Origin of the sequence: Actinomadura latina NBRC 106108 (genome assembly GCF_001552195.1) — a bacterium.
Classification (GTDB): domain Bacteria; phylum Actinomycetota; class Actinomycetes; order Streptosporangiales; family Streptosporangiaceae; genus Spirillospora; species Spirillospora latina.
In genome coordinates, this window is sequence record NZ_BCQS01000023.1 from 1 (window position 1) to 22,361 (window position 22,361).

General features: G+C 73.9%; 21 protein-coding genes. 17 read left to right on the forward strand and 4 right to left on the reverse strand.

From position 1 onward, the window contains the following. Positions 1–93: 93 nt before the first annotated feature. The 4 genes from pafA (at position 94) to AL2_RS26115 (ending at position 3,747) form a co-directional block, all read left to right on the forward strand. Complete coding sequence (gene pafA / locus AL2_RS26100) at positions 94–1,452, forward strand: Pup--protein ligase (protein ID WP_067638019.1); 1,359 nt, start codon at positions 94–96, stop codon at positions 1,450–1,452. A gap of 139 nt (positions 1,453–1,591) precedes the next feature. Next, complete coding sequence (locus AL2_RS26105) at positions 1,592–2,500, forward strand: FKBP-type peptidyl-prolyl cis-trans isomerase (RefSeq protein WP_168444878.1); 909 nt, start codon at positions 1,592–1,594, stop codon at positions 2,498–2,500. Positions 2,501–2,544: 44 nt separating this feature from the next. After that, positions 2,545–3,192 carry a helix-turn-helix transcriptional regulator gene (locus AL2_RS26110; RefSeq protein WP_067638023.1) on the forward strand — a complete coding sequence of 216 codons (648 nt, stop codon included), beginning with the start codon at positions 2,545–2,547 and terminating at the stop codon, positions 3,190–3,192. Between the two features lie 33 nt (positions 3,193–3,225). Further along, positions 3,226–3,747 (forward strand): DUF3291 domain-containing protein, encoded by a 522-nt coding sequence (locus AL2_RS26115; RefSeq protein WP_067638025.1) that lies wholly within the window; start codon positions 3,226–3,228, stop codon positions 3,745–3,747. Here the strand turns inward: AL2_RS26115 and AL2_RS26120 are convergent. Next, positions 3,744–4,826 carry a DUF3866 family protein gene (locus AL2_RS26120; protein WP_245666940.1) on the reverse strand — a complete coding sequence of 361 codons (1,083 nt, stop codon included), beginning with the start codon at positions 4,824–4,826 and terminating at the stop codon, positions 3,744–3,746. The genes AL2_RS26115 and AL2_RS26120 overlap by 4 nt on opposite strands. Positions 4,827–4,932: 106 nt before the next feature. Between AL2_RS26120 and AL2_RS26125 the strand changes: the two genes are divergently transcribed. The 6 genes from AL2_RS26125 to AL2_RS26150 all read left to right on the forward strand — a co-directional run bounded on the left by AL2_RS26125 (position 4,933) and on the right by AL2_RS26150 (position 11,375). Continuing rightward, positions 4,933–5,961 (forward strand): helix-turn-helix transcriptional regulator, encoded by a 1,029-nt coding sequence (locus AL2_RS26125; protein WP_067638027.1) that lies wholly within the window; start codon positions 4,933–4,935, stop codon positions 5,959–5,961. After that, positions 5,958–6,950 carry a helix-turn-helix transcriptional regulator gene (locus AL2_RS26130; protein ID WP_067638028.1) on the forward strand — a complete coding sequence of 331 codons (993 nt, stop codon included), beginning with the start codon at positions 5,958–5,960 and terminating at the stop codon, positions 6,948–6,950. The genes AL2_RS26125 and AL2_RS26130 overlap by 4 nt, the downstream gene beginning before the upstream one ends. Before the next feature lie 13 nt (positions 6,951–6,963). Then, positions 6,964–7,194, forward strand: a complete 231-nt coding sequence (locus tag AL2_RS26135; RefSeq protein ID WP_245666942.1) for a hypothetical protein — start codon at positions 6,964–6,966, stop codon at positions 7,192–7,194. Between the two features lie 26 nt (positions 7,195–7,220). Continuing rightward, entirely contained in the window at positions 7,221–7,586 is a 366-nt protein-coding gene (gene tatA, locus AL2_RS26140; RefSeq protein ID WP_067638030.1) for a Sec-independent protein translocase subunit TatA, read from the forward strand. A gap of 56 nt (positions 7,587–7,642) precedes the next feature. Then, positions 7,643–8,509, forward strand: a complete 867-nt coding sequence (gene tatC, locus AL2_RS26145) for a twin-arginine translocase subunit TatC (RefSeq protein ID WP_083946929.1) — start codon at positions 7,643–7,645, stop codon at positions 8,507–8,509. Positions 8,510–8,606: 97 nt separating this feature from the next. After that, complete coding sequence (locus AL2_RS26150; protein ID WP_067638034.1) at positions 8,607–11,375, forward strand: DEAD/DEAH box helicase; 2,769 nt, start codon at positions 8,607–8,609, stop codon at positions 11,373–11,375. Here AL2_RS26150 and AL2_RS26155 read toward each other — a convergent pair. Then, a complete protein-coding gene (locus AL2_RS26155; RefSeq protein ID WP_083946930.1) occupies positions 11,372–12,226 on the reverse strand; it encodes an oxygenase MpaB family protein in 855 nt (284 codons plus the stop codon). The genes AL2_RS26150 and AL2_RS26155 overlap by 4 nt on opposite strands. Positions 12,227–12,441: 215 nt before the next feature. On the opposite strand from AL2_RS26155, the gene AL2_RS26160 reads away from it, so the two are divergent. From AL2_RS26160 to AL2_RS26185, 6 genes are all read left to right on the forward strand, one after another. Then, entirely contained in the window at positions 12,442–12,804 is a 363-nt protein-coding gene (locus AL2_RS26160) for a hypothetical protein (RefSeq protein ID WP_067638036.1), read from the forward strand. 206 nt (positions 12,805–13,010) lie between these two features. Beyond that, the gene (locus AL2_RS26165) at positions 13,011–13,997 is read left to right on the forward strand and encodes an ABC transporter ATP-binding protein (protein WP_067638038.1); all 987 of its coding nucleotides are present in this window, start codon (positions 13,011–13,013) and stop codon (positions 13,995–13,997) included. Then, positions 13,994–14,827 carry an ABC transporter permease gene (locus AL2_RS26170; protein WP_067638040.1) on the forward strand — a complete coding sequence of 278 codons (834 nt, stop codon included), beginning with the start codon at positions 13,994–13,996 and terminating at the stop codon, positions 14,825–14,827. The genes AL2_RS26165 and AL2_RS26170 overlap by 4 nt, the downstream gene beginning before the upstream one ends. A gap of 335 nt (positions 14,828–15,162) precedes the next feature. Then, positions 15,163–15,849, forward strand: a complete 687-nt coding sequence (locus AL2_RS26175; protein WP_067638041.1) for a TetR/AcrR family transcriptional regulator — start codon at positions 15,163–15,165, stop codon at positions 15,847–15,849. Beyond that, the gene (locus AL2_RS26180) at positions 15,830–16,597 is read left to right on the forward strand and encodes an ABC transporter ATP-binding protein (RefSeq protein ID WP_083946919.1); all 768 of its coding nucleotides are present in this window, start codon (positions 15,830–15,832) and stop codon (positions 16,595–16,597) included. Before AL2_RS26175 ends, AL2_RS26180 begins: the two co-directional genes overlap by 20 nt. A 20-nt stretch (positions 16,598–16,617) precedes the next feature. After that, on the forward strand, positions 16,618–18,999 hold the full coding sequence (locus AL2_RS26185; RefSeq protein WP_067638043.1) for an ABC transporter permease: 2,382 nt from the start codon (positions 16,618–16,620) through the stop codon (positions 18,997–18,999). 54 nt (positions 19,000–19,053) lie between these two features. On the opposite strand, the gene AL2_RS26190 is transcribed toward AL2_RS26185, so the two are convergent. Then, on the reverse strand, positions 19,054–19,791 hold the full coding sequence (locus tag AL2_RS26190; protein WP_067638045.1) for an SRPBCC family protein: 738 nt from the start codon (positions 19,789–19,791) through the stop codon (positions 19,054–19,056). 17 nt (positions 19,792–19,808) lie between these two features. Further along, the gene (locus AL2_RS26195; RefSeq protein WP_067638047.1) at positions 19,809–20,444 is read right to left on the reverse strand and encodes an ArsR/SmtB family transcription factor; all 636 of its coding nucleotides are present in this window, start codon (positions 20,442–20,444) and stop codon (positions 19,809–19,811) included. A gap of 100 nt (positions 20,445–20,544) precedes the next feature. Here AL2_RS26195 and AL2_RS26200 point away from each other — a divergent pair, with 100 nt between their 5' ends. Then, on the forward strand, positions 20,545–22,347 hold the full coding sequence (locus AL2_RS26200; RefSeq protein WP_067638049.1) for a glycoside hydrolase family 15 protein: 1,803 nt from the start codon (positions 20,545–20,547) through the stop codon (positions 22,345–22,347). Positions 22,348–22,361 lie beyond the last annotated feature (14 nt).

Below are 22,361 nucleotides of genomic sequence, written 5' to 3' on the forward strand. Positions count from 1 at the left end.
CGGGCCCGCCGTGTCGCGGGCGGTGCGGGGTTCGCGGGAAACGGTGGGGTCGAGAGACTGCCAAGTGGGGGTCGCGCCGCATAGGGTCTTGGTGTGGACAGGCGCATCTTCGGGCTTGAGAACGAGTACGGCGTCACGTGTACGTTCCGCGGGCAGCGGCGGTTGTCACCGGACGAGGTGGCGCGCTATCTGTTCCGGAGGGTGGTGTCGTGGGGTCGTAGCAGCAACGTGTTCCTGCGGAACGGGGCGCGGCTCTATCTGGACGTGGGGAGTCACCCGGAGTACGCGACGCCGGAGTGCGACAGCGTCGTGGATCTGGTGACGCATGACAAGGCGGGGGAGCGGATCCTGGAGGGTCTGCTGGTGGACGCCGAGCGGCGGCTCCGTGAGGAGGGCATCGCCGGTGACATCTACCTGTTCAAGAACAACACGGACTCGGCGGGGAACTCGTACGGCTGTCACGAGAACTATCTGGTGGGGCGGCACGGGGAGTTCGGGCGGCTGGCCGACGTCCTGATCCCGTACCTCGTCACGCGGCAGATCATCTGCGGGGCGGGGAAGGTGCTGCAGACGCCGCGGGGTGCGGTGTACTGCGTGTCGCAGCGGGCGGAGCACATCTGGGAGGGCGTGTCGTCGGCGACGACGAGGTCGCGTCCGATCATCAATACGCGGGACGAGCCGCACGCGGACGCGGAGCGGTTCCGGCGGCTGCATGTGATCGTCGGTGACTCGAACATGAGTGAGACGACGATGCTGCTGAAGGTCGGGGCGACCGATCTGGTGCTGCGGATGATCGAGGCCGGGGTGGTGATGCGGGATCTGACGCTGGAGAACCCGATCCGGGCGATCCGCGAGGTGAGCCATGACATGACGGGCCGGCGGAAGGTGCGGCTGGCGAACGGCCGGGAGGCGAGTTCGCTGGAGATCCAGAAGGAGTATTTCGGGAAGGCGCGCGATTTCGTGGACGCGCGGGGCGGGGACGCGACGGCGAAGCGGGTGCTGGAGCTGTGGGAGCGGACGCTGCGCGCGGTGGAGACCGGTGATCTGGATCTGGTGTCGCGTGAGATCGACTGGGTGACGAAGTACAAGCTGATCGAGCGGTACCGGCGGAAGTACGATCTGCCGCTGTCGTCGCCGCGTGTGGCGCAGCTCGATCTGACGTACCACGATGTGCATCGCGACCGCGGCCTGTACTACCTGCTGGAGAAGCGGGGGTCGGTGGATCGGGTGGCCCGTGACCTCGACATTTTCGAGGCGAAGTCGGTTCCGCCGCAGACGACGCGGGCGCGGCTGCGGGGCGAGTTCATCCGGAAGGCGCAGGAGAAGCGGCGTGATTTCACGGTGGACTGGGTGCATCTGAAGCTGAACGATCAGGCGCAGCGGACGGTGCTGTGCAAGGATCCGTTCCGGTCGGTGGACGAGCGGGTCGACAAGCTGATCGCGGGGATGTAGCGGGCTGTGCGGCGGCCTCCGGCGCGACACGCGCGCCGGAGGCTACCGGCAGGTCACCTGGGCGGTAGGGTGAGCGCGCAGTAGCGGTCGTCACCCCTCGGAGGGCCCCCGTATGCGCCGTCGTTTCCGGTCGTTGTCCGTGGCCGTCGTGCTCGCCGCGCCGTTGGCGCTAGTGGCGGGGTGTTGGGGCGGCGATGGGGTGGATGTCACGGTGCGTGGCGATTTCGGGAAGTTGCCGGAGGTGAAGTTCCCGAAGGGCGCGCCGGGCGACTCTCTGGCGGTGGAGACGCTGAAGGAGGGGAAGGGGACGGCGGCCCGCAAGGGTGATCTGGTGGTGGCCGACTATGTGGGTTACCGGTGGAGCAAGAACGGGCGGAAGCTGCTGGCGAGCAGTTACTCGAAGGGGCAGCCGGGGGCGTTTCCGACGGGTCAGCTGGTGCCGGGGCTGGTGAAGGCGTTCGAGGGGGCGCGGGCGGGGTCGCGGGTGGTGGCGCGGATTCCGCCGGGGGACGGTTTCGGTGCGGAGGGTGATCCGAAGCATCAGGTGGGGGCGGGCGACACGCTGGTGTACGTGCTGGACGTGCGGGCGGTGTATTCGAAGACGGCGGGCCCGCACGGGAAGAAAGCGGCGCCGTTGACCGAGCCGGGGTTGCCGAGGGTGGCGGAGGCGCCGGCGGGGCGGGCGCCGGTGGTGACGATGCCGCGGTCGGCGCCGCCGAAGAAGCTGCAGGTGCGGGCGCTGGTGCAGGGGGACGGTCCGGCGGTGCGCAAGGAGCAGCTGGTGGTGCTGCAGTATGCGGGGTATTTCTGGCGGAACGGGCAGGTGTTCGATGCGTCGTGGTCGAAGGCGGGCCCGCGTGCGGTGCCGATCGGGACCGGCCAGGTGATGAAGGGCTGGGATCAGGGTCTCGTCGGGCAGCGGGTGGGGAGCCGGATGCTGCTGGTGGTGCCGCCGTCGCTGGGGTACGGGAAGAAGGGGCTGGCGCAGGCGGGGATCAAGGGGGACGACACGCTCGTCTTCGTGGTGGATCTGCTGGGTGCGAGCTGACCGGCGGCTCTAATCCGCATCCTCGTTGTTCTTAGAATGGCGGGGTGGAGGACATCGACGCGATCGCGCTGCTGCAGGATCCGGTGCGGCGGCGGCTGTACGAGTACGTGGCCGCGCAGGGGCGCGAGGTGGGGCGCAATGAGGCGGCGGAGGCGGCGGGTGTCGCGCGGACGCTGGCGGCGTTCCATCTGGACAAGCTCGCGGACGCGGGGTTGCTGGAGGCGGGGAGCCGGCGGCTGACGGGCCGGTCGGGGCCGGGTGCGGGGCGTCCGGCGAAGGTGTACCGGCGGTCGGCGGGGGAGCGGGGCGTGTCGGTGCCGGCGCGGGATTACCGGACGGCGGCGGGTCTGCTGGCGGAGGCGGCCGAGTCGGCGGGTCTGGACATGGAGTTGCAGGACGCGGCGCGCCGGCGGGGGAGGGCGCTGCGGGGGTGGTGCGGCGGCATCGGTGACCTGGCGGGGGTGCTGGCCGAGCGCGGCTATGAGCCTGTCCTGGATGGGGACGGCGGTGTGCTCCGGATGCGGAACTGCCCGTTCCATACGGTGGCGGAGGCGTTTCCGCCGCTGGTGTGCGGGATGAATCTGGCGTTGCTGGAGGGGTTGACGGAGGGGTCGGCGGTCCGGGTGCGGATGGATCCGCGTCCGGGGTGGTGCTGTGTGGCGGCCGAACCTTCTAAAAACAATCAGGATTGACATAGAAGCGGGCGCCGTGGTGGGCTGGGGATCATGACCGAAGGCACCCGGTACCACCTCGCCCAGTTCAACGTCGCCGCGCTCCGCTTCCCGCTGGACGACCCGCGCGCGGAGGACTTCGTCGCGCTGCTGGACCCGGTGAACGCCCTCGCCGACGCGGCGCCGGGTTTCGTGTGGCGGCTGGTGGAGGAGGGGCGGCCCGACGCCACCGGCATGCGTCCGGCGGGCGACGACGTGATCGTCAATTTCTCGGTGTGGGAGTCGGCGGAGGCGCTGTGGGACTTCGTCTACCGCAGCCCCCATCTGGAGACGATGCGCCGCCGCCGCGAGTGGTTCCGGCGGCACGGTGAGGCGCACCTCGTCCTGTGGTGGATCCCGGCGGGCCGCGTCCCGACGGTGGCGGAGGCCATGGAGCGCCTCGCGCTGCTCCGCGCGCAGGGCCCGTCCGCCCGCGCGTTCACGTTCAGTTCGGCCTACACGGCCGCGGAGGCCGAGGAGGCCGCAGCCGCTGCGGAGGCCGCGGACGCAGAGCCCGCGGCCTCGTCGGCCGGTTAGCCGAGCAGGGTGGCGGTGTGGCGGCCGGCGGCGGCGGCGGTGAGGAAGTAGGGGAGGTCCTCGTCGAGGCTGCGGCCCATGGTGGACAGGCGGACGCCCCAGTTCTTCTCGGCGGCCCTGAGGGCGTCGTGGAGGCCGTCGACGGGGACGGGGACGAGGCGGTGCCGGTCGCCGAGGGGGGCGGCCTCGGCGGCGACGCGGGCGCCGAACGCGCCGCCGAGTTCGGGGACGGGGACGTCGGCCGCGGCGAGCGCGACGCGGCCGTAGGCGGTGAGGGAGTGGTGGGAGACGCCGATGTGGCGTTCCCGCCTGTCGCCCTCGCTGACGCGCAGGGAGGCGACCGGCCGGCCGCCGAGGACCGACGCCGCGTTGACGGCCTCGCCGGCCGAGACGCCGGAGAAGCCCCACTTCGTCCCGGTCCCGAGGTTGCCGGGCCCCTGGGCGAGGACGGCGACCTCGGCGTCCAGGACGAGCCGGGCGGCGAGGAGACCGGTGTGGACGGTGACGGCTTCGAGGTCGCCGCCGTACGCCTGCCCGGCGGTGACGGTGGCGGTGAGGGCCCCGGCGTCCTTCAGCCGCGCGATGGACATGGAGAACCAGGACGGCAGCGCGGCGCCGTCCGGCATGACGTACACGACGCGCGTGGACGGCCGGGAGTCCAGTAGCGCGGCGAGGATGGGCGGCAGCGCGGAGTGCAGGTCGGCGACGATGACGGGCATGCCGTCGAGGGAGTCGGCGTCGCGGAGCAGGTCGTGGTGGGGGGAGTCCTGCTCGTCGGCGCCGAGGACGGTGGCCTGCAGGGGGGTGTAGCGGGCCTTGACGAGGTGGCCGGGGCCGGTGGGGTCGGGCGGGAGCCGGTCGGGGACCGCGACGACCATCGCGTAGCCGCCGGTGCCGAGGCCCATCGCCAAGGCCGTAGTGTTGAGCAGGACGGTATCGCCCGGTTCGGGCCGGCCCACCAGGGCGGGATAGGCCAGTGCGCGGTGCGTGCCGTCGTCCCCGATCGAGACGTTCAGCTCGACCGCCCCCGGCCATTCGTGGCGGATGTCCTCAACTGTGCCTTTGCGCCATCGGATCACACCGGGAAACGGTAGCGTCCTGCGGGACGGCTCGCGGGGGCGATGGGCACACCCGGCGGGGGCGGGGCCCATACGGGGAACACGGAGGGAACGAGGTGGTGGCGGAGTGTCGCGGCGCAAGACCGAGCGCCTGCTGAATCTGGTGGTCTGCCTGCTCGCGACCCGGCGCTATCTGACGGCCGAGCAGATCCGCCGGGCGGTGCCCGGCTACCCGGACTCCGACGAGGCGTTCAAGCGCATGTTCGAGCGGGACAAGGAGGAGCTGCGCGAGCTCGGCGTCCCGCTGGAGGTCGGCAGCGACCTGCAGGGCGGCGGCGGCGAGGAGATCGGGTACCGGATCCCGCCGCAGGCCTACGAGCTGCCCGACATCCACCTGACGCCGGACGAGGCGGCGGTGCTGGGCCTCGCGGCGCGGGTATGGCAGCGGGCGAGCATGGCCGAGGCGGCGTCGGGGGCGCTGCTGAAGCTGCGCGCGGCCGGAGTGGAGGCGGACGCGGCGCCCGCGGTGGGCATCGAGCCGCGGCTGAACACCCACGAGCCGGCGTTCGCGGCGCTGTGGGAGGCGGTGCGGGACGCCCGCCCGGTGGCGTTCGACTACCAGGGCATCGGGCGGACGTCGGTGGCGCGGCGGCATCTGGAGCCGTGGGGCGTGGTGAGCCGGCGGGGCCGCTGGTACGTGGTGGGGTTCGACCGCGACCGCGACGAGCAGCGGGTGTTCCGGCTGAGCCGGGTCGTGGGCGAGGTCGCGGCGGACGGCCCGGCCGGGTCGGTGACGGTCCCGGACGGGGTGGACGTGCGGCGCATCGCGTTCGACTGGGGCGACCCGGTGAGCGAGCCGCGGCCGGCGACGGTGCGGCTGCGGCGCGGCGCGGCGCAGGGCCCGCGGCGGTGGGCGCGCGACGTGCGGCCCGCGGCGGGCGAGGCGGGCGAGGCGGGCGAGGCGGGCGGCGGCGACTGGGACGAGGCGACTCTGACGTTCCGCGACGCGGACCGGTTCGCGCCGTACCTGGCGCGGTTCGCCGACGATGTGGTGGTGCTCGACCCGCCGGATCTGCGGGAGGCGGTGATCCAGCACCTGAAGTCGGTGCTGGCGGGCGCCGGTGGGCACCCGGCGGGGGAGGAGAGGGTCCGATGAGCGGCAGGACCGCGGCGACGACGTCGACCGGCCGGCTGGGGCGGCTGCTGGCGCTCGTCCCCTATGTGGTGAACCGCGACTCGGTGGCGCTCGGCGAGGCGGCGGCCGCGTTCGGGGTGACCGAGAAGCAGCTGATCGACGACCTGAACCTGCTGTGGTGCGTGGAGCTGCGCGCGCCCGACCCGTACTGCCCGATCGACCTGTCCTACGAGGGCGGGGAGATCACGGTGGCGGAGGCGGAGTCGATCGCGCGGCCGCTGCGGCTGAAGGTGGACGAGGCGTCGGCGCTGCTGGTGGCGCTGCGGATGCTGGCGGGGATCCCGGATCTGGACGACCGGGACGCGCTCAGCCGGGTGATCGCGAAGCTGGAGAGCGCGGCGGGGGAGGCCGCGGCGGTGTCCAGCCAGGTCTCGGTGGAGGTGGACGCCTACGGCGGGACGGCCGATCCGGCCCGCACCGCCGTCGGGGTGCTGCGGGACGCGATCGCGGCGCGCCGCAGGGTGCACCTCACCTACTACGTGCCGGCGCGGGACGAGAACACCGAGCGGGACGTCGACCCGATGCGGCTGCTGGTCGTGGAGGGCAACACCTACCTGGAGGGGTGGTGCCGGCGGGCGGAGGCGGTGCGGCTGTTCAAGCTGGACCGGATCGCCGACCTGGCGGTGCTGGACGTGCCCGCGCAGGTGCCGGACGAGGCCGAGCCGATCGACGTGGACGCGGGCCTGTTCCGGCCGTCGCCGCAGGACGAGGCGGTCACGCTGGAGCTGACGGCGCGCGGCCGGTGGGTGGCCGACTACTACCCGTGCGAGAGCGTGGAGGAGCTGGGGGAGGGACGGCTGCGGGTCGTCCTGCGGACCCCGGACGCGCGGTGGGTGCGGGGCCTGGCGCTGCGGCTCGGCGACCAGGGCCGCGTGGTGGCGCCCGAGGGCGTCGCCGCCGGGGTCCGCGAGGACGCGGCTCGCGCACTGGCGCGGTACGGCTTGGCGTGACGGATCGGATAGCGTGGCGGGCGTGATGTGGGTCGCGGTGTCGGTGTCGCTGGGCTTCGCCGGCCTGGCCGTGCTCGCGTGGTGCGCCTTCAGGGTGTGGCTGGGCGTGCGGCGCTTCGGCCGTGAACTGGAACGCACCCGGCGGCGGCTGGAGCCGAAACAGTCGGCGCTGCGCGATGAACTCTCCCGTCTCCCCGAGCCTCGGCCGTCACAAACGCCGGATGAGGGCGTACGATCGGCCTGAGTGCCATTCTGCTGAAGAGGATTGTCATGCCGAACATCGGGACTCCCGAACTGCTCATCATCCTGCTGGTCGTCGTGCTGATCTTCGGGTCGGCGAAGCTTCCGCAGCTCGCGCGGTCGCTGGGCAAGTCGGCGCGGATCCTGAAGGCCGAGACCAAGGGCCTGCGCGAGGACGATGACGACGCGCCCGCGGACCGGCCCGCGCAGGCGGCCCCGGCGGCGCAGAGCGAGGACCCGAGGGAGAAGGCGGCGCGGCTCCGCGAGGAGGCGGCGCGGCTGGACCGCGAGGCGGCGGCGGGCGAGGCGGGCCAGCGGCCGCGCGGCGCGATCGGCTCCGGTGAGCCGATCCAGGGCGTGCCGGTGTCGGACCCCGGCAAGCTGCGCCAGGGCTGACGGCCCCCGCCCGCCGCGACGATTCCCTCGCCGACCCCCGAGCCTGAATGCCGACGATGAAGCTGAGCAGGCACGATGCCGCCGCCCCCGACGGCCGCATGCCCCTCATGGACCATCTCCGTGAGTTGCGCAACCGGTTGATCAAGGCGATCCTGGCCTTCGTGGTCGGCGCGATCGTCGGCTGGCTGCTGTTCGACCCGGTGTGGGACTTCCTGAAGCAGCCGTACTGCTCGCTGCCGCAGTCCCACGTGGTCGACAAGGACGAGTGCTCCCTGTTCGTCAACGGGATCTTCTCCTCGTTCTTCCTGAAGCTGAAGATCTCCTGCATCATCGGCGGGGTCATCTCCGCGCCGGTCTGGCTGTACCAGCTGTGGGCGTTCATCGCGCCGGGCCTGTACAGCCGGGAGCGGCGCTGGACGTACGTGTTCCTGGGCGCGGCGGTCCCGCTGTTCTTCGTCGGCACGGCGCTGGCGTACGTGACCGTCGACAAGGGCCTGGCGATCTTCCTGGGGTTCGTCGCCGACGACGTCAAACCGCTGATCACCGTCGACAGCTATCTCAGTTACGTGCTGACGATGCTGCTGGTGTTCGGGCTGACGTTCGAGCTCCCGCTGTTCGTGGTGGTCCTGAACCTGGCGGGGGTGCTGAGCTCGGCGCGGATCCGCCGGATGCAGCGGATGATCCTGTTCGGCATCTTCGTGTTCGCGGCGGTCGCCACGCCGAGCGCCGACCCGTTCACGATGCTGGCGCTGGCGCTGCCGACCGTGCTGCTGTTCGAGATCGCGGCGCTGCTGGCGTTCCTGAACGACCGCCGCCGCGCCCGCCGCCCCGACCCGTACGCGGGCCTGGCGGACGACGAGGCGTCCCCGCTGGACCTGGAGGCGATCGACGCCGAGCTGGAGAAGGGCGACGCGCCCCGCTGACCGCCCCCCGCTGACCGCCGTCCGCGATCACGGCGCCCGCGGAGCGCGGCGCCCGTGAATTGGGTATCGGGCCGGTCGAAACCGTAGGCTCGAAGGTATGACCACCCCCGACACCACGTCGGCCGGCGAGACCCCGGCCCAGCGGTACGCCGCCTACCGCAGGCGCACCGCCGGGAACGGCCCGGCCCTGCTGGACTTCCGCACCCTGTACGACTTCGAGCTGGACCCGTTCCAGCTGGAGGCGTGCCGGGCGCTGGAGGACGGCAGCGGCGTGCTGGTCGCCGCGCCCACCGGATCCGGGAAGACGGTGGTGGGGGAGTTCGCCGTCCACCTGGCGCTGACCACCGGCACCAAGTGCTTCTACACCACGCCGATCAAGGCGCTGTCGAACCAGAAGTACGCCGACCTCGTCCGCCGGTACGGGCCGGAGAAGGTGGGGCTGCTCACCGGCGACAACAGCGTGAACGGCGAGGCGCCGATCGTCGTGATGACGACCGAGGTGCTGCGGAACATGCTGTACGCGGGGTCGCAGACCCTCGCGGGGCTGGCGTTCGTCGTGATGGACGAGGTGCATTACCTCGCCGACCGGTTCCGCGGCGCCGTGTGGGAAGAGGTGATCATCCACGTTCCGGACTCGGTGCGGATCGTGGCGCTGTCGGCGACGGTGTCGAACGCCGAGGAGTTCGGCGAGTGGCTGCACGAGGTCCGCGGCGACACGGCCGTGATCGTGGACGAGCACCGTCCCGTCCCGCTGTTCCAGCACATGCTCGTCGGCACCCGCCTGTACGACCTCTTCGTCGACACGGGCAAGGGCAAGGACCGGCAGGCGCGGCTGAACCCGCAGCTGACGCGGATGGCGGTGGAGGAGGTCCGCCGCGCCAAGGTCAACCAGGGCCGCCGCACCGGCCGCCGCCGCGCGCCGCGCCCGCAGCGGTTCCGGCCCCCGGCGCGGCCGGACGTGATCGAGCGGCTGGAGCGCGCCGGGCTGCTCCCGGCGATCACGTTCATCTTCTCCCGCGCGGGCTGCGACGCCGCCGTCCTGCAGTGCCTGCACGCGGGGATCCGGCTGACGTCGAAGGAGGAGTCGGAGGAGATCCGCGCGCACGCCGAGCTGCGCACCGCCGACATCGCGCCGGAGGACCTGCGGATCCTCGGCTACGGCGACTTCCTGGAGGGCCTGTCGCGCGGTGTCGCCGCCCACCACGCCGGGATGCTGCCGACGTTCAAGGAGATCGTCGAGGAGCTGTTCACCCGCGGGATGATCAAGGCGGTGTTCGCGACGGAGACGCTGGCGCTCGGCATCAACATGCCGGCCCGCACCGTCGTGATCGAGAAGCTCGACAAGTGGAACGGGGAGGCGCACGTCGACCTGACCCCGGGCGAGTACACGCAGCTGACCGGCCGCGCCGGGCGGCGCGGCATCGACGTGGAGGGCCACGCCGTCGTGGTGTGGGGCCCGAGCGTGGAGCCGGCGTCGGTCGCCGGGCTCGCCGGCACCCGCACCTACCCGCTGAACTCCAGTTTCCGGCCGTCGTACAACATGGCGGTGAACCTCGTCGGCGCCGTCGGGAACGAGCGGGCCCGGACGCTGCTGGAGGAGTCGTTCGCGCAGTTCCAGGCCGACCGCGCGGTGGTGGGGCTGGCCCGGCAGGTCCACAAGAACGAGGAGGCCCTGGAGGGGTACGCCAAGGCCGCGCAGTGCCACCTCGGCGACTTCATGGAGTACGCGGCGATGCGGCGGCGGCTGTCGGACCGGGAGTCCGAGCTGTCCCGGGAGCGCGCCGGGGCCCGCCGCGCCGAGGCGGCGAAGTCGCTGGAGCGCCTGCGGCCCGGCGACGTGATCATCGTGCCGTCGGGGCGGCGCACCGGCCTCGCCGTCGTCCTCGACCCCGGGGTGGGGCGCCGCTCGGACGGGCCCGCGCCGCTGGTGCTGACGATCAACCGGTCGGTGCAGCGGCTGTCGATCCAGGACTTCCCGCGCGCGGTGGAGCCGGTCGACCGGATCCGGATCCCGAAGTCGTTCAGCCCCCGCAACCCGCAGGACCGCCGCGACCTGGCGTCCACGCTGCGCAACCGGGTGCCCGACGACGTCCGCGACCGCAAGCGGGCCCGGGCCGACTCGGCCGCCGCCGAGGACGCCGAGGTCGCCCGGTTGCGCGCCGATCTGCGCCGCCACCCGGTGCACGGCTGCGACCAGCGCGAGGACCACGCCCGCTGGGCGGAGCGGTACCACCGCCTCGACCGGGAGACCGAGCAGCTGCGCCGCCGCGTCGAGGGCCGCTCCCAGGTGATCGCCCGCACGTTCGACCGGGTCTGCGGGGTGCTGGAGCAGCTCGGCTACCTCGACGGCGACTCGGTCACCGACGAGGGCCGCCGCCTTGGCCGCATCTACAACGAGCTGGACCTGCTGACCGCCGAGAGCCTCCGCGAGGGGCTGTGGGAGAAGCTCGGCCACGCCGAGCTGGCCGCGTGCGTGTCGGCGCTGGTGTACGAGTCGCGGCAGCCCGACGACGCCACCCCGCCCCGCACCCCGGCGGGCGCCGCGCAGGACGCCCTCGCCGCGATGGTGCGGCTGTGGGGGCAGCTGGACGCCGTCGAGCGCGACAACCGGGTGTCGTTCCTGCGGGAGCCCGACCTGGGGTTCGCGTGGACGGCGTACCGGTGGGCGAAGGGCGACGACCTCGACGAGGTGCTGCTGGAGAGCGACCTGACCGCGGGCGACTTCGTCCGCGCGGTCAAGCAGCTGCTGGACCTGCTCGGCCAGATCGTCGACGCGGCCCCGCCGAACAGCCACATCCGCAAGACCGCCCGCCGCGCGATGGACGCGATGCGCCGCGGCGTCGTCGCGTACTCGTCCGTCGGCTAGGGGCGCTCGTCGCGGCGGCGGGCGCGGCGCGCGGACAGCGTGCGGTTCACGCGGTGGCTCGCCAGCCGGACCAGGAGGGGCTGCGGCGGGCGCCGCAGGAACCGGGGCGTCACCCGGTGGCCGGCGGAGGCGCTCCACAGCAGCAGCGCGGCGGCGCGGCGGCGGGCCGGCGTCCACGCCAGCCCGTACTCCTCGCGCAGCCGCTCGGGCAGCAGCGCGGCGGTGACCAGCCGGAACACGACGAGGCCGGGGAGCAGGACGCGGAGCTTGCGCGGCCACAGGACGGCGCCGGCGACCTCGCGGGCCTCGCCGGTGACCTCCAGCGCGGCGAGCGTGTCGGCCATGTAGGCGCGGAACGCCGCCAGGTCGGGCGGCTGCGCCTCCAGCGGGCAGCCGAGGACCTCGGCGACGATCCGGGCCTGCCGGTAGTACTCCTCCGGGTCGGTGTCGCCGGGCCGCATCAGCGTCTCGTGGATGTACAGGGCCGAGTCGATGAGCGTCGCGTTGACCCACATCTGGAGGGCGGGGTCGTTGCCGGAGTAGCCCTCGCCGCGGACCGTCGTGTGGATGCCGCGGACCTTCGCCGCGATCCGCGCGACCTGCTCCGGCGTCCCGAACGTGGTGATGAGCAGGAAGTCGAGGGTGCCGAACAGACGGGCGAGGGGCCGGTCGGCGAAGTCGCTGTGCTCGGCGACGCCGCGGGCGACGCCCGGGTGGGCGAGCTGCATGAGCAGCGCCCGCCCGGCGGCGAGGCCGACGAGGGGTTCGGCGGCCAGCGTGCGCAGGACGTCGCGGTCGGCGAGCCGCTCCGCCAGCCGGTCGGGGGCGGGGATCGGGGCTGCGGCGGGCAAGCGGGCCTCCCGGCGGTCGGTCGGATCCTGGCGGCCATCCTCGCCCACTATTGACGGGTGGTCAATAAGGTTGGCGGCGCGGGCGGCCTGAACGGGCCAAAGAGAAGAAAACGGTAGGAGCCGGGGGTGATCGATGACACAATCGGTCCGCCCGATGACCAGACGTTTCGCGGGAGTCGGGCCCCCCACTTGGAATTACGAGAAAGGTCCCGACCGTGGCCATCCGCGACAAGATGCGCGCCAACGCGGCCCACGTCCTGCAGCCGGGCGAGAACATCCAGGCGGTGTTCGGCGCCCAGACCGTCAGCCAGTACTTCGCGCTGCTCACCTACTGGATCATCATCTTCGCCAACGCCTACCGCGTCGTCGTCGTCACCGACCGGCGCATCCTGGTGTGCCGGTCCGGGCGGATCCGCACGACCCCCGTCGGCGAGGTCCTGTTCGAACTGCCCCGCCAGACCCGGATCGGCCCGCCGAGCGGCCTGTGGTGGCGCTGCGAGACCCTCGGCGAGAAGCTGTACGTCCACAGGCGGTTCCACAAGGACGTCAACGCCGCCGACGGCGTCAACGCCGCCTGATACGGAAACGCGCGATACGGATCGCGCGAGGGCGCCCTCCCGGCCTCGGGAGGGCGCCTCGACGCATCCGGGCCGGTGGAGCGCGGGGCGCGGCCCCCTACCCAGGTCGGAGGCGGGTCCGCATTGCGGAGGATCCGGGCACCGCGCGGGGCGCGCTAGTGTGATCACGATCACCGGAACACCGCCGACCAGCCCGGGAAGTGCGAATGATCGAGGCGGAGAACCTCACCAAGCGCTACGGCGACAAGACCGCCGTGGACGACCTGTCGTTCACGGTCGCCCCCGGCCGGGTGACCGGGTTCCTCGGCCCGAACGGGGCCGGGAAGTCGACCACCATGCGGCTGCTGCTCGGCCTGGACCGGCCCGACCGCGGCGACGCCCGCATCCACGGCCGCCACTACCGCGACCTGGACGCGCCGCTGCGCGTCGTCGGCGCGCTGCTGGAGGCGCGCGCCGTGCACACCGGCCGCAGCGCCTACAACCACCTGCTGTGCCTGGCGCAGACGCAGGGCATCGGCAAGCGGCGCGTCGACGAGGTCGTCGACCTCGTCGGGCTCACCGAAGCCGCCCGCAAGCGCGCCGGCGGGTTCTCCCTCGGCATGGGGCAGCGGCTCGGCATCGCCGCGGCGCTGCTCGGCGACCCGTCCGTGCTGATCCTGGACGAGCCCGTCAACGGCCTCGACCCCGAGGGCATCGTGTGGGTCCGCACCCTCATACAGCGGCTGGCCGCCGAGGGGCGGACCGTGTTCGTCTCCAGCCACCTCATGAACGAGATGGCCGTCACGGCCGAGCACCTCATCGTCATCGGGCGCGGCCGGCTGATCGCCGACTGCTCCACCGAGGAGTTCATCGAGCGCAGCACCGAGAAGACGGTGACGGTGCGCAGCCCCGGCGCCGCGCGCCTCGCCGACATCGTCGCCGCCGAGGGCGGCAAGGCCGCCCCGGGGGGCGACGGCCTGATCACGGTCACCGGCATGGAGGCGCCCCGCGTCGGGGAACTGGCCGCCGCCGAGGGGATCGTCCTGCACGAGCTGGCCCCGAGCCGCGGCTCGCTGGAGTCGGCGTTCATGGAACTGACCCGCGACAGCGTCGAGTACGGCACCGCCGCCGGAGCCGTCCCCGGAGCCGTCCCCGGACCCGTGCCGGGCGCGGTGCCCGGAGCCGTCCCCGGCCAGGAGGGGGAGACCCGATGACCACGGCCACCGCCACACCCGACGCAGGCCCGGCCGCGCACGGCCGGCCCGGCTTCGGGCGGCTGATGCTCGCCGAATGGACGAAGATCCGCACGGTCCGGTCCACGCTGTGGTCGCTGATCCTGCTGGTCGTCCTCGACCTCGGGTTCACCGCGCTGTTCGTCGGCCTGACGATGTCGCAGTGGGACAACACCGACGCCGGCGACCGCGCCCAGATCTCCGCCGACCCGGTCAGCTTCATCCTCGGCAGCGGGTTCTTCCTCAGCCAGCTGACCGTCTGCGTCCTCGGCGTCCTGGTGATCGGCTCCGAGTACTCCACCGGCATGATCCGCGCCAGCCTGCTCGCGGTGCCGCGGCGGCTCCCGATGCTGTGGGCCAAGTCCCTGGTGTTCGCGCTGGTCGTCCTCGTCCTCGGCGTCGCGGTGTCGTTCGCGTCGTTCTTCATCGGCGCGGGGATCATCGGGGACCGGATGGAGGTGTCGCTCGGCGACGAGGGCGTGCTGCGCGCCGTCATCGGCGGCGGTCTGTACCTGGCGATGCTCGGCCTGTTCGCGCTCGCGATCGGCGCGATCGTGCGGCACACCGCCGGCGGCATCACCGGCGTCATCGGGTTCGTGCTGGTGCTCGCGCCGCTCGCCATGCTGCTGCCCGGCAGCATCGGCGAGCACGTCCACGCCTACCTGCCGTCGGAGGCGGGCCAGCTGATCTCCAGAGCCCACCAGGGCCCCGACGACCTGCTCACCCCCTGGCAGGGCTACGGCGTCTTCGCGCTCTGGACGGCCGCGCTCCTCGCCCTCGCCGCGTTCCTCCTCAAGCGCAGGGACGCCTGAGCGACGCCCGGCGCCCCCGCGCCGCGAGCCCGGCGCGGGGGCGCTCCGGCGCGGTCCGCCCGGCCGCCACCACGCCGTAGCCGGCGCGGCCGGGGCCCGCCGTCCGCCACGCACATGCCGCACGCCCCCGGCGGGGCGATGCCGGCCCTTGAGACTCAGCCGCACCGCCCGGCCGTAGGCGGAATCCGCCGCCGGATGCCGCCTGGCCAGCCCGAGCCGCAGCTCGGACGGCGCGCCGCTCCTTCTCCGCCGCCCCTTCTCCGCGCGCCCTCCCACCTTGACCTTTGCATGGTGCAAAGGTTCGGGCTAGGGTGTTGGGCAGTTGCTTAAAGCGAATGACCAAGAGGCGGGGGACGATGGCGAAGGGCGAGGTGCCCACGCGGATCCGGCTGCTGGAGGCGGCCGTCGCGGTGATGGCCGAGAGCGGCTGGGCCGCGGTGACGTCGCGGGCCGTGGCCGACCGGGCCAAGGCCAACAACGCGCTCGTGCACTACTACTTCGGGTCCGTGGACGCCCTGCGGCGCGCCGCGGTCATGCACGCCGTGGAGAAGGAACTGGAAGCCCCCGTCGAGGCGATCCTGCAGGCCGAGGACGCCCTCGCCGGCGTCGTCGAAGCCGTCCGCGGGCTCATGGAGCGCGGCTCCGGCACCGCCGAGCAGCGGGTGGTCATCGAGGCGATGCTGAGCGGCCTGCGCGACGACGAGCTGCGCGCCGAGAGCGAGCGGCAGATCCGGATGTTCCGCGACCTGCTCACCGCCCGGCTCGCCGAGAACCGGGCGGCGGGGCTGCTGCGCCCCGACGCCGACCCCCGCGGCATGGCGGTGGTGCTCGCCGCGCTGATCGACGGGCTGCTCCTGCACGTGCTGATCGACCCGGGAACCGAGGCCGGCGACGCGACGGCCGGGCTGCTCGCCCTGCTGCGCCCGTCCGGGCACGCGGGCGAAGACGAAGCCGGTGAAGACGAAGCCGACGAGGAAGACGAGGAAGACGGAGGAGACGGCGATGACGCGACACGGAAGTGAGCCGGCACCCGTCCGGCAGGACGGGACCGCCCCCGGAGACGCCCCGCCGGCGGTGCTGCTGCGCGGGGCCGGCAAGACCTACGGGACGGGCCACGCCCAGGTCCGCGCGCTGCGCGAGGTGGACCTGGAGGTGCGGCAGGGTGAGTTCGTCGTGCTGCTCGGCCCGTCCGGGTCCGGCAAGACGACCCTGCTCAACCTGATCGGCGGGATCGAGCCCGCCACCGAGGGCGAGGTGATCGCCGGCGGCCGCGACATCTCCGGGCTCGGCGAGGACGCCCGCACCGCCTACCGGCGCGACACCGTCGGGTTCGTGTTCCAGTTCTTCAACCTCGTCCCGTCGCTGACCGCGCTGGAGAACGTCCGGCTGGTCGCCGAGCTGACCGGCCGCGGCGACCGCGAGCGGTCGGCGGCGGCGCTCGCCGCCGTCGGGCTCGCCGAGCGCGGCGGCCACTTCCCGGCGCAGCTGTCGGGCGGCGAGCAGCAGCGCGTCGCGATCGCCCGCGCCATCGCCAAGGACCCGGCGCTGCTGCTGTGCGACGAGCCGACCGGCGCCCTCGACCTGGAGACCGGGCGCGGCGTCCTGCACGTCCTGCAGGACCTCAACCGCGAGGGCCGGACGGTCCTGGTCGTCACCCACAACGCCGCGATCGCCGCCATCGCGCACCGCGTGGTGCGGATGCGGTCGGGCCGCGTCGTCGAGGTCACAGCCAACGCCGAACCGGCCGGCGCCGACGAGGTGACCTGGTGAGCGGCAGGAGGAGCGGCAGGGTGAGCGGCAGGGGGAGCGTCCTCAACGTCAAGCTCCGCCGCGACCTGCGGCGCCGCCCCGCGCAGCTGGTGTCGGTGGTGGTGCTGGTGATGCTCGGCGTCGCGCTGTTCGGCGCGTCCTACGACGCCTACAAGAACCTCGACGCCGGCTACCAGGCGGCGTTCCACAAGTACCGGTTCGCCGACCTGACGCTGACGGGCGGCGACACCGCCGCCATCGCGGAGGAGGCGTCGGCGCGGCCCGGGGTGGCGGCGGTCGCCGTCCGCACGGTCGCGGACGTCCCGCTGCGCATGCCGGGCGGCGGCACCCTCGTCGGCCGCGTCGTCGGATTCCCCGCCGGATCGCAGCCCGCGGTGAACCGGGTGAAGATCCTCGACGGCGCCTACCTCGACCCGGCCGCGCCGCAGGGCGTCCTCGCCGAGCGGCACATCGCCGACCACGCGGGACTGAAGCCGGGCGACCAGGTGTCGGCGTGGGACGGGAAGGCCTGGCAGCCCCTGTCCGTGCGCGGCACCGCGTCCTCGCCCGAGTACCTGTGGCCCGCCGCCAGCCGCCAGAACGTGCTGCCCGCGCCCGGATCGTTCGGCGTCCTGTTCGTCCCCGAGCCGCTCGCCCGCCGGCTCGCCGGGCCCGAGGCGCCCGCCCAGGTCGCCGTCTACTACACCGCCGCCGGACGCGAGCACGCCGCGGACCTCGACGCGGCCCTCACCGGCGCCGCGCGGGGGCACGGCGCGGGCGCGGCGATCACCCGCGCCGAGCAGCCCTCCAACGCCACCCTCGCCGAGGACATCAAGGGGTTCTCCGAGCTGGCCGTCATGTTCCCGCTGCTGTTCCTCGCCGCCGCCGGAGTCGCCGTCTACGTCGTGCTGACCCGCCGCGTCGCCCGCGACCGCGTGATCATCGGCACGCTGCGCGCGTCCGGGTTCCGCCGCCGCACGGTCGTCGCCCACTACCTGGCGACCGGCGTCGCGGTCGGGCTCGCCGGGTCCGTCCTCGGCGTCGCCGCCGGGCTGCTGCTGGCCGGGACCGTGACCCGGCTGTACGGGGACGCGATCGGGCTGCCGGAGACGCTGGTGTCGGTCCGCGCGTCCACCGTCCTCGCCGGGCTGGCGTTCGGGGTCGTCGCGGGCGCCCTCGCCGCGCTCGCGCCCGCCGTGTCGGCGTCGCGCGTCCCGCCCGCCGAGGCGATGCGCGGCGTCGTCCCGGCGACCCGGGGAGGCGGGCTGCTCGCCCGGCTGGAACGGTCGGTGCCCGCCGCGGGGCGGCTCCCCGCCGGGGCGTGGCTGGTGCTGCGCGGCCCCACCCGCCAGTTCCGCCGCACCCTCTACACCATGGCGGGCGTCGTCCTCGCGCTCGTCCTGATCCTGGTCTCGTGGGGGATGCTCGACTCCTCGCAGGCGACCGTCTCCCGCCAGTTCGACCAGATCCAGCGGCAGGACGCCGAGCTCACCCTCGGGCGCCCCCTCGACGGCGGCACGCTCAAGGCCCTGGCCGGGACGGACGGGGTGCGGGCCGCGGAGCCGTCCGCGCACGTCCCCGTCACCCTCACCAGCGGGGAAGAGGGCTACGCCACCACCGTCGTCGGGCTCCCCGCCGGGACCCGCATGCACCGGTTCCTCACCCCCGGCGGCGGCGCGCGGACGCTCCCCGAGCACGGCGCGCTGATCGGCGCCGCCCTCCGCGAGAAGCTCGGCGTGGACGCCGGCGACCGCATCGGGCTGCGCCTCGGCGACGGCCGCACCGTCACCACGACCGTCGCCGGGTTCGTGGACGAGCCGCTCGGCACCTACGCCTACGCCACCCTCGGCCAGCTCGCCGCGTGGGCCCCGGACGCGCGGCCCGACTCGGTGCTCGTGACGTTCGACCCCGGCGCCGACCGCGGCGCCGTCGAGCGGGCCCTCGCCGCGCAGCCCGGCGTGGTCGCCTACACCGACGCGCACGCGCTGAAGAAGACCATGGACGAGTACATGAACCTGTTCTACGTGTTCGTCGCCGTCATGCTCGTGTTCGGCGGGCTGCTGGCGTTCACCGTCCTGTTCGCCACCCTCTCGGTCAACCTCGCCGAACGCGGCACCGAACTGGCGACCCTGCGCGCCTCCGGCGTCGGGCGGCGCCGGCTCGGCCGCCTCGTCACCGCCGAGAACCTGCTCGTGGTGGCCGCCGGCGCGGTCCCCGGCCTGATCCTCGGGCGGCTCGCCACCGGCGCGTTCCTCGGCGCGTTCAACAGCGACCTGATGTCCTTCCACACCGAGATCCGGCCCGCCACGTTCGCCTGGTCGGCGCTCGCGGTGCTCGCCGTCGCGTGGGCGGCGCAGCGCCCCGGCCTGCGCGGCCTCGCCCGCATGGACCTCGGCGCGCTCGTCCGGGAACGGGCGGGCTGACCCCCGGCACGGCGCGGCGCCCGCACGGGATCCGTGCGGGCGCCGCCGTCGCGGTCAGGAGTAGAGGCCGTTCAGCCACTCCTGCCAGGTCTTCTGCGCCTGCCCGGCGGACGCGGCGGCGTCCGGCGCGAACCGGTGCAGCGCGATGCCGACCGGCCCGCCCCACGCGTCCCGCCCGAAGAACCGGTACATCGCGTCGCCGGTGCGCAGCCCGATGAAGTGCTCGTTGCGGTAGTCGAGGACCGCGTCGGCCGGGCCCGCGTCCGGCAGGTCGACCCGCACCGTGTCGCCCTCGGCGGCGCCGCCCAGCCCCAGCGCGCGGCCCACCGCCGCGAACGAGCCCTTCCGCATGGACGCCTCCGGCCCCTGCACGTCCGAGTGCGCGGCCGGCAGCCCGGTGAAGTGCGCCAGGTACTGGCGCAGCGTGTGCAGGTAGAAGTCGGTGTGCCGGCCCGCGCCGTCGTACTGGTCGTCCCAGTCGCCGGTGAAGATGCCGCTGTGCACGTACCGGACCCAGGAGCCGCCGCCCTCGCGCGGCTCGATCCGGTGGTCCAGCACGTTCAGCGTCTGCGGCATGCCCCCGATGCCGTCCGGGTCCTCCGCGCGGCTGGTCAGCCGGTGCGGCGGGTCCCAGGCGGTGATGACGCCCATACCGCTGGCCGAGCCGCCCTCGCGGGGCTCGAACTCCATCGGCCACAGCCACCCGCCGGTGCCGGTGGTGACGGCCTCCCACACCTGCTCGGGGGCCGCTTCCGTCTCGTATTCGCGGACGATCTCGAATGCCTTGCCCATGATGCTCTCCTCGCCTGTCAGGCTTCGATCCGCCCGGGGACGTCCGGCCGGTCCTCCGGCGGCGTTCCGGGCGCGGTCTTCAGGGACGGGTGGACGGCGATGACGACGCGGTGCGCGCGGCCGCCCTCCGCCGTCCCGCCGTGGTACTTGCGGACGAGCGCGCTCACCCCGGTGGTCAGCTCTTCGATGAACGCGGCCCGGTCCGCCGCCGAGGCGAACACGACCTCCCCGTCCAGCGCGTAGGTGGCCAGCCGCTTGTCGGCGCGCGCCGCCCCGGTGATCAGCGCCCCCACGTCGCGGACCAGCCGCGCCGCGATCGCCAGCAGCCAGCGCGCCGACAGCGCGTCGCGGTGCCGGTCCGGGTCGGGCTGCAGCGTCGCGAGCGCGAGCGGGGAGATGACGTAGGACGCCGCCGTCGCCCGCATGAGCCGCTCGGTCATGTTGCCCTTGCGGCGCTCGCCGACCAGCTCCACCAGGCCGTGCCGCTCCAGCGTCCGCAGGTGGTAGTTGACCTTCTGCCGGGGCAGCCCCACCCGGGCGGCGAGGGTCGCCGCCGACATGGGCTCGCCCAGCTCGGCGAGCAGCCGCGCCCGCATGGGGTCCAGGGAGGCCGCCGCGGCCTCCGCGTCCTCGATCACCGTCACGTCCAGCATGCCTCCATCATGGCCGCCGACAAATAGATTTGTCAAGACAGGATTCATGGTCGGTGGTCGTGGCCCGGATCATCGGCCGCTTCCCGGGTAGTGGGACGGCATGCCGAACGACCCGGGAGCGCGGTACTCCATGCCGAAGGCCCTGCGCGACTACGCCTTCATCGCGGACGGCGAGCGCGGCGTCCTCGTCGGCCCGCACGGCGAGTACGCCTGGATGTGCTTCCCGCACTGGGACTCCGACCCGGCCTTCGCGAGCCTGCTCGGCGGGCCCGGCGGTTACGTCGTCCAGCCCGTGTGCGAGCGGTTCGTCTGGGGCGGCTACTACGAGGACCGGGGGCTCATCTGGCGCAGCCGGTGGGTGACCGGCGAGGGGTCCATCGTCGAGTGCCGCGAGGCGCTGGCCCGCCCCGCCCGCCGCGACCGCGCCGTCCTGCTGCGCCGGTGCCGGGCGGTGCGCGGTCCCGCCCGGCTGCGCGCCCTGCTGGACGTGCGCGCCGGCGGCCCGCGGATGCGCGGCGCGCACCACCACGACCCGGACTGGACGGCCCGCAGCGGCGGCACCCGGATCCGCTGGCGCGGCGCCGACGAGGCGGTCGTGCGGGAGGGCCCGGACGGCGGCGCGGTCCTCGCCGCGACGTTCGACCTCGCCGAGGGCGAGACCCGCGACCTCGTGCTGGAACTCGTCGCCGAGACCGGCTCCGGGAACGGCTCCGAGACCGGCGCGGGCGCCGCCGCGGAGCCCGCGGCGCTGACCGCGGACGCGCTGTGGGAGGCCACCGAACGGGACTGGGAGCAGGCCGTCCCCTCCTGCGACGACACCGTCGCGCCGCGCGACGCCCGGCTCGCCTACGCGGTGCTGACCGGGCTGACCAGCCGCGCCGGAGGCATGGTCGCCGCCGCGACGACCGCGCTGCCCGAGCGCGCCGACGAGGGCCGCAACTTCGACTACCGCTACGCCTGGATCCGCGACCAGTGCTTCGCCGGGCACGCCGTGGCCGCCCACGGCGGGCCCCCGCACGTGCTGCGCAGCGCCGCCGGGTTCGTCACCGCCCGCATCCTGGCCGACGGCGACCGGCTGCGCCCCGCCTACACCGTCACCGGGGACCCGGTGCCGCGCCAGCGGGCCAGCGCCCTGCCCGGCTACCCCGGCGCCGCCGTCGTCACCGGCAACCAGGCGAGCGAGCAGTGGCAGCTCGACGCGCTCGGCGAGTCGCTGCTGCTGCTCGCCACCGCCGCCGAGCACGACCGCGCCGACCGCGACGCCCGCGAGGCCGCCCGCGTCGCCGCCGAGGTGGTCGGCCGCCGCTGGCACGACCCCGGCGCCGGCATCTGGGAGACCGAGGACCGGCTGTGGACCCACTCCCGGCTGATCTGCGCCGCCGGGCTGCGGCAGGCCGCCCGCGTCCTCGGCACCCCCGCCCAGGCCGCCGCCTGGAACTCCCTCGCCGACGCGATCCTCGACGAGACCGCGCGGACGGCCCTCACCGCGGGCGGCCGGTGGAAGCGCGCCGCCGACGACGACCGCGTCGACGCCGCGCTGCTCATCCCGCCGCTGCGCGGCGCCCTGCCCGCCGACGACCCGCGCAGCGTCGCGACGCTCGAGGCCGTCCGCGAGGACCTCGTCCAGGAGGGCTTCGTCTACCGGTACCGGGTCGGCGGCGAGCCGCTCGGCGTCGCCGAGGGCTCCTTCACCCTCTGCGGCTTCTTCCTCGCGCTCGCCGAGCACCGGCAGGGCGAGACCGCCCCCGCCGCCGGCACGTTCGAGCGGACCCGGTCCGGCAGCGCGACCAGCGGCCTGTTCTCCGAGGAGTACGACGTCAGGCAGCGGCAGCTGCGCGGCAACATCCCGCAGGCGTTCGTGCACGCCCTCCTGCTGGAGACCGCGACCCGGCTGGCAGGCTGACCCCGGCCGTATTG

What these genes read in the sequence shown, in the direction of transcription:
- AL2_RS26130 (WP_067638028.1), top strand. Translation starts at nt 5,958, where the DNA reads ATGAGCGGCAGGACCGCGGCGACGACGTCGACCGGCCGGCTGGGGCGG.
- AL2_RS26195 (WP_067638047.1), bottom strand. Translation starts at nt 20,444, where the DNA reads ATGCTGGACGTGACGGTGATCGAGGACGCGGAGGCCGCGGCGGCCTCC.
- AL2_RS26165 (WP_067638038.1), top strand. Translation starts at nt 13,011, where the DNA reads ATGATCGAGGCGGAGAACCTCACCAAGCGCTACGGCGACAAGACCGCC.
- tatA (WP_067638030.1), top strand. Translation starts at nt 7,221, where the DNA reads ATGCCGAACATCGGGACTCCCGAACTGCTCATCATCCTGCTGGTCGTC.
- AL2_RS26150 (WP_067638034.1), top strand. Translation starts at nt 8,607, where the DNA reads ATGACCACCCCCGACACCACGTCGGCCGGCGAGACCCCGGCCCAGCGG.
- AL2_RS26115 (WP_067638025.1), top strand. Translation starts at nt 3,226, where the DNA reads ATGACCGAAGGCACCCGGTACCACCTCGCCCAGTTCAACGTCGCCGCG.
- AL2_RS26180 (WP_083946919.1), top strand. Translation starts at nt 15,830, where the DNA reads ATGACGCGACACGGAAGTGAGCCGGCACCCGTCCGGCAGGACGGGACC.
- tatC (WP_083946929.1), top strand. Translation starts at nt 7,643, where the DNA reads ATGAAGCTGAGCAGGCACGATGCCGCCGCCCCCGACGGCCGCATGCCC.
- AL2_RS26190 (WP_067638045.1), bottom strand. Translation starts at nt 19,791, where the DNA reads ATGGGCAAGGCATTCGAGATCGTCCGCGAATACGAGACGGAAGCGGCC.
- AL2_RS26170 (WP_067638040.1), top strand. Translation starts at nt 13,994, where the DNA reads ATGACCACGGCCACCGCCACACCCGACGCAGGCCCGGCCGCGCACGGC.
- AL2_RS26175 (WP_067638041.1), top strand. Translation starts at nt 15,163, where the DNA reads ATGACCAAGAGGCGGGGGACGATGGCGAAGGGCGAGGTGCCCACGCGG.
- AL2_RS26200 (WP_067638049.1), top strand. Translation starts at nt 20,545, where the DNA reads ATGCCGAACGACCCGGGAGCGCGGTACTCCATGCCGAAGGCCCTGCGC.